The 6,059-nt window shown below is 46.2% G+C and carries 5 protein-coding genes and 1 pseudogene; 2 read left to right on the plus strand and 4 right to left on the minus strand.

Annotated features, from left to right (window positions below):
* Window positions 1–282: 282 nt before the first annotated feature.
* The 4 genes from gpM to L641_RS0104980 form a co-directional block, all read right to left on the minus strand.
* A complete protein-coding gene (gpM, locus tag L641_RS22820; protein WP_076916057.1) occupies window positions 283–993 on the minus strand; it encodes a phage terminase small subunit in 711 nt (236 codons plus the stop codon).
* Window positions 942–1,472, minus strand: a complete 531-nt coding sequence (locus L641_RS22600; RefSeq protein ID WP_024601301.1) for a hypothetical protein — start codon at window positions 1,470–1,472, stop codon at window positions 942–944. The genes gpM and L641_RS22600 overlap by 52 nt, the downstream gene beginning before the upstream one ends.
* 61 nt (window positions 1,473–1,533) lie before the next feature.
* Window positions 1,534–2,547 (minus strand): phage major capsid protein, P2 family, encoded by a 1,014-nt coding sequence (locus L641_RS0104975; protein ID WP_024601302.1) that lies wholly within the window; start codon window positions 2,545–2,547, stop codon window positions 1,534–1,536.
* A gap of 54 nt (window positions 2,548–2,601) precedes the next feature.
* Window positions 2,602–3,525, minus strand: a complete 924-nt coding sequence (locus L641_RS0104980; RefSeq protein ID WP_024601303.1) for a GPO family capsid scaffolding protein — start codon at window positions 3,523–3,525, stop codon at window positions 2,602–2,604.
* A gap of 193 nt (window positions 3,526–3,718) precedes the next feature.
* On the opposite strand from L641_RS0104980, the gene L641_RS0104985 reads away from it, so the two are divergent.
* Window positions 3,719–5,503: a terminase family protein gene (locus L641_RS0104985; RefSeq protein WP_024601304.1), complete on the plus strand. Its 1,785-nt coding sequence runs from the start codon at window positions 3,719–3,721 to the stop codon at window positions 5,501–5,503.
* A pseudogene (locus tag L641_RS0104990) lies at window positions 5,485–6,059 on the plus strand (phage portal protein); the annotation flags it as partial. The gene L641_RS0104985 and the pseudogene L641_RS0104990, both read left to right, overlap by 19 nt.

Consider the following 6,059-nt stretch of genomic DNA (forward strand, 5'->3'; position numbering starts at 1 on the left):
TGCTGCTGCACTTCTAATGCGCTGCGGTTTAATGAGTCGGCTATTACGGTTTCTTCGTAAAACTCAGGTATGCGGCGATGATCACGAAACTCGCCAGTGCTTAACGCTGGCCAGCCGCTTTGAGCATCTATTTCAATGCTGTTTTGTGCTGTTGCTTCGTATCCAAATGACATACCGTATACCTATTCAATTTGGGTTCAGTGCAGTTAGCGTCGACGCGGTTATTAACGGTCGCCCGTTAAACGCTCGGCTAGTGCACTGGAGGGTTTGGAGCTTTGGCTATTACTGGGCGTTTAGCTCGGCAATGGCTCTTAATCTCATGGCTATTTTGTTTCTTACTGTTTTTACTTGTGCGTGTTTATGCAGTTCGGCGGCTTTGGCTAAGTAGCCATCGGCTTGCTGTAAGCGTTGCACGTCGCCCACATGCGATGGCGATATGTCGCCGTTTTTGCTGCGCAGTAACGCAAGACCCGCAAACTTGTAGTACTTAGCCGTAACTTGCTCAGGTAATTTCCACGTGTTCGCAACCTTGCTGAACACTTGGCTAAAATAAGGCTCAATGCTGTTGCCTTTTTCTGCTTGGGTGCTTGCCCACTCAAAAACAGTGTCGGCAATAAAACCAGGCCACTGGCGGCGAATGCTGCTAGCCATGGGCTGGTTAAGCTCAATGGCTCTGAAACCAAACTCAAGAGCGCGAGCGAAGTTGCCAACGTCAAACAGCCAAATCGTGCAGTACGCATAAATCGGGTTGTCTTCATTTTGCTTTCCTTCTTTTGCTAAATAGTCTTCAACAATGGGTAACCACTTTGGCAATAACACATCACGTTTGTGAGTGATTTTGTCGGCGCGGGTTACATAGCTTTTTAAGCGTTTTAAGTCGTCTTCTAATTCAATAAGCTGTAAGTGCAGGCTTGGGGCGTATTGCCCTTTGCCTGTTAGGCTTACTTTTTCGAGCTGTTTTTTTGCTTGGTTTTGCTCTTTGAATTGGAGGATTCTTGCGCCGCCGACGGCTTTTTTAGCTCTTCAACCGTGTCTTTTAAGTCGCTATTTGCGGCGTTAATATCGTCGGCTTGGTAGGCTAAATCGCTGGCAGCATCACTGGCTTTATCTGCGGCGCTTTCAATGTCACCTGCCGCACTGTTTGCACTGTTAATGCTTTCGTTTAGCTCGTCGGTTGCATCTTCAACGGGTGAAACATCAAGCGGTTCTTTTTCGCTCTCAACATGCGGAGTTGGCAGTTCATCTTCACAAAAAAATGTGATGTTTTGGTCAACGTATTGCTGTGCGGTTTCAATGGCTTTTGATTCGTCGCAACCTAGCAGCTGCGCGAGCAGTTTAAGCGCGGTGTTTTCTTTGCATTCATCAGCCAAACCTTTCAACGTATCAACAAGCTTTTCACCTGTTTCAGCCACCGCACCTTGCTTGGCTTTTTCAGCTAGGCGGCGTTTTTTAAAATTAGCAATGGCACTCATGGCACGGTTACCTTTTAATAATTGGAGTTAAAGCTAGGCGGTTAGGCCTAGCAATTAATAATTAAGGCGCTGGGTTGGGACCAATAACCATCGCGCTTTCGTCAATCGCGGCATAGACTTCAAACTCTTCAAGTGCGTAGCCTTCGTTACGCCAGTATGAGTTTTCGTATTGCTTGCGATCTTCTTCATCTTTGGCTTTGCGGTGCGCGGTGCCTTTTTGCGTATAAATATGCAAATTGCTTAAAATAGTGATAGCAATGCGTTTACCCGGGAAGAACGGCGGTGTGTAGGCGCGCATGCCACCAATGTTTTTATCCATTTGCTGGGCTGCGACTTGTTCACTTGGCTTGTCAGCTTGGTTCATCATTTGCGTTTGCGCTTCTGCAGTAAGGTCTGCACCGACTAGTACAACTAAGCGCGGGTCGCTTCGTAATGACGGGTGAATAAGCGTGTTTTTAAGCTCGGTTACAATGGCGTCTAACGTTTTGTAATCGCCAGCACCTTTAGGATCAAAATAGATTGTGTCAGTCACGATTTGACCAGGCGCTTTTTCTTTAACGATTTGATGCCAGCCTTTGTTTACGTCTTCACCATTTGGGTTGGTAACTGGGTCTGTGGTCGCTTCAGCTGATACACCGTTAAAACCAACGCGCAGCATGTCGAGTGCAAAACGCAGCGTGGCATTTTGGTTAATCAGTTTCATAAACTGATTTAAGTTACCGGCATTAGCCCATGTAGATAACAGCGCCCATGTAGTTGCTGAACATGAATCGGTTTCAACCAATTCATAGGTATGCCCATCAACACCTTGCTCTGATGTAAAACGGCCACCGGCTTTACGGCCTGTTGCAATGCCGTAGTTACCTACTTTTACAACTTGACCTTTAATTTGGTCTACTGGCATGGTGGTGATCATGCGCAGGAACTCGACCGACTCTAAAAGCGCGGCGCGCAGTTTGGTTTCCATTGGGTCTGAAATGGCAAATTTGTGTGATGCGTCTTCTACACCAAATGATTTTGCTACTTGCACCGAGTATTTTTGTAAAAACCCAGCGGCTGTTTGATTTAAGTGCATGCGTTATCTCGCTCTGTTATGCATTAATAAAGGTAAACGTGGTTAAGCGTTTGGTTAAACCAGGTCTACGGTTTCGCCGCCTACTGGGTCGGGCTCTTGGCCACCTTGCTCTTCGCTAAGGGCATTAAATTTGCTTTCTATGCCGTCTACTTTTTTGCTAAAGCCGTCCATTTTTTCCATTAGCTGGCTAAACTGCTCAGCGGTTACGCCTGCCTTGTCTTTATCACCTTCGGGCTCGTCGTCTTTTGGCTCTTCTAATGGCGGGGTTTCTTCGGCTTTTGGTGGTTTGCTGAATTTGTTTTCAAGGTCGGTCACCTTGGTTTCTAATCCGTCAAACTTGCCCATGAGGGCGTCAAACTGTTCTTGTTTCATGGTGTCTTCCTCGGTGATTTCATCTTGCTGATCGGCTGGCTGCTGATCACTAGAAAATAAGCTAAATAGTTGCGCCATTAAGCTTTGCGCTTTGGCGTGTTTGCTATTTGGGGTAGTTGGTTCGCTATTGGTGGTAATAAAGTCACTGTGTTGTAGCGTTTCGAGTTGGCTATATTCGTGATTTACTTCATTATCACCAATAGAGAATTTTAAGCGGCTGGTTCCAGAACTGGCTGGCGAGTCGGTAACGGCAAGGCCTTGTAAGTAGCAGCGCCCTTCGCTTTTGTAATCTGGGTTTGGCTCAATAGACATAAACAGCTTTTGGCCGTCTTTGTTGGCAGCTAGTAGGTAGTCGTTAGCGGTAATTTTTACAAACAGACGTAATTTACCACCTTGTTTAGCGGCTTTTACTTCGTCAACAGTGCCCCAGTTTTTACCTTCGCTTGGGCCCCAACTTGAACGAAAATGCTCAGGCCAAATAAGCGCGGTGTATTCATCAACCGAATACGATGCAGCCATTTGAGTGATCCACTCTTTTGAAATGGTTCGCCCGTCTACTGTTGCACCTTCTGTTGCTGCAATTACCCAACCTGATTGCTTTGCCATTACTTGCTTACCGCGTTACTTAATATTTAAACGCAGCATAGCCATAAAAAAAGGCTGAATACATTGGTTAGCTTTTTGATAATTCCTAGATTGGGGTTTTAGGAAACATGAGGGTTTTTATGCGGTTATAAGCTTATTGTAAACCAATACACTGTGGCTAGTTATTAATTTTACGAGCGACTTATACCACGTAATGGCTTATTCACCGGAAATACGCGAAGCAGCAAAACGGCTTTATTTGCGCCACCACACCCCCGACGAAATACGCGCGGAACTGGCGTTACCAAACAACCGTGTTATTTACTATTGGGCCGATAAATACAACTGGCGCGATATGCTGCGCGAAGAAGACGTAGACGAAGCCATTGCACGGCGAATTTTAATACTCACCGATGTAAGCGATAAAACAGGTAACCAAATAAAAGAGCTCGACATGCTGATAGAAAAGCATGTGAAGCTTAAAAAACAGCGCGCCCAGCAAGAAAAAGCAGCACAGGCAGAGCAACTCCACGGCACTAACCAACCCAGTAATAAAAACAATAAAGGTGGCGGCGCAGACAATAAAAAAAGCAAAGGCCGTAAGCGTAAAAATGATGTTAGCCATTTAACTGCTGAAGACTTTGGCACCTGGTACGACTCGTTATTTGGTTACCAAAAAACCATGCACGAAAACTTGCACCAGCGTATTCGTAATATTTTAAAAAGCCGCCAAATTGGGGCAACCTATTACTTTGCAGGTGAGGCGTTTAAAGATGCGGTATTAAGTGGCGACCCGCAAATATTCCTCTCTGCTAGTCGCGCACAGGCTGAGGTGTTCCGCAGTTATATAATTGCCATTGCACATGAGTTTTTTGAAATAGAGCTAACCGGTAATCCCATTACTTTGCACACCGCCCATGGTGATGCCGAATTACGGTTTTTAAGTACCAACAGCAAAACCGCGCAAAGTTACCACGGCCATGTTTATGTAGATGAATACTTTTGGATTGGTAAGTTTAACGAGCTAAACAAATTAGCCAGCGCCATGGCCACGCATAAAAAGTGGCGTAAAACGTATTTTTCAACCCCGTCGACTAAAGCGCACCCTGCTTATACATTTTGGACGGGTGATCACTGGCGCCAAGGGCGCGCCGAACGCGAAGAAATTGAGTTCCCCAGCTTTGATGAATTACGCGATAACGGCAGGCTGTGCCCCGATAAGCAATGGCGCTATGTAGTTACCATTGAAGATGCCTTGCGCGGTGGCTGTGAGTTATTCGACATTGAAGAACTGCGCGATGAATACAATGCCGATGATTTTAATAACCTGTTTATGTGCATATTTGTGGACGATGCCGACAGTATATTTAAATTCAGCGACCTTGAAAAAGCCATGGTTGATGCCACCCGCTGGCAAGATCACAAACCCAATGCTGTGCAGCCATTCGGTAACCGTGAGGTGTGGTTAGGTTACGACCCATCACGCACCCGCGATAACGCTGCACTAGTGGTGGTTGCCCCACCTGAAATATCGGGCGAAAAATTTAGAATACTTGAAAAACACTATTGGCGCGGGATGAACTTTTCGCACCACGTGAGCGAAATTCAAAAAATATACGCTAAGTATCGCGTTACTTATATTGGTGTAGATACCACCGGCATTGGCGCGGGGGTGTTTGACTCACTCACCACACTTTACCCGCGTGAAGCCACCGCCATACATTACAGCGTAGGCAGTAAAACCCGCTTAGTACTTAAAATGATCGACCTGATTGAAGGTGGCCGACTTGAATGGGATGCATCCCATAAAGATATAGCTATGAGCTGCCTTTCAATACGCCGCACCAGTACCGAGTCGGGCGGTGCCATAACCTTTAAAGCCAGCCGAGATAACACCATAGGCCATGCAGACGTATTTTTTGCTATTAGCCACGCTGTTATTAACGAACCCCTTAACCATGCACATAAGAGAAAATCACGATGGACCATGCAGAATTAGACCAAAACGCTGAGCAGTTAACTGACCAGCCGCACGATCAACAAAATAAACAAAATGCGCCCGTTGTGTTTGGCTTGCCTGAGCAAGTAATGCCCGACATGTGGCTAACCGATTACGACTCGCTGCTTTATAACGATATGGATAATTACTGGGAGCCGCCAGTAGACCGCCATTTATTAGCCAACTTAACACGGCGTAACGCCCAGCACGGCGGCATAGTGCAAAGCCGTGCAAACATGGCCGCGAGCCGTTTTATTAGCGGTGGTATGAGTGCACAGCAAGTACAAGCGGGCTTTTTAAACCTGGTGCAATTTGGCGATGTGGCACTATTAAAAATACGTAATGGCTTTGGGCAAATTGTTAGGTTGTTTCCGCTACCTAGTTACCGTACCCGTGTTGGCGGTGATGGTGGCGCGGTAGTGCTTGAGCGTAATAGCCAAGTAAAAAAATATAAAAAGCGCGACATTATTTGGGTTCGCCAATATGACCCCGTGCAACAAGTGTATGGCTTGGCCGATTACTTAGGCGGGTTACAAGCCACGTTATTAAATGAAGA

The organism is Pseudoalteromonas sp. TB41, from assembly GCF_000497975.1.
GTDB classification, from domain to species: Bacteria; Pseudomonadota; Gammaproteobacteria; order Enterobacterales; family Alteromonadaceae; genus Pseudoalteromonas; species Pseudoalteromonas tetraodonis.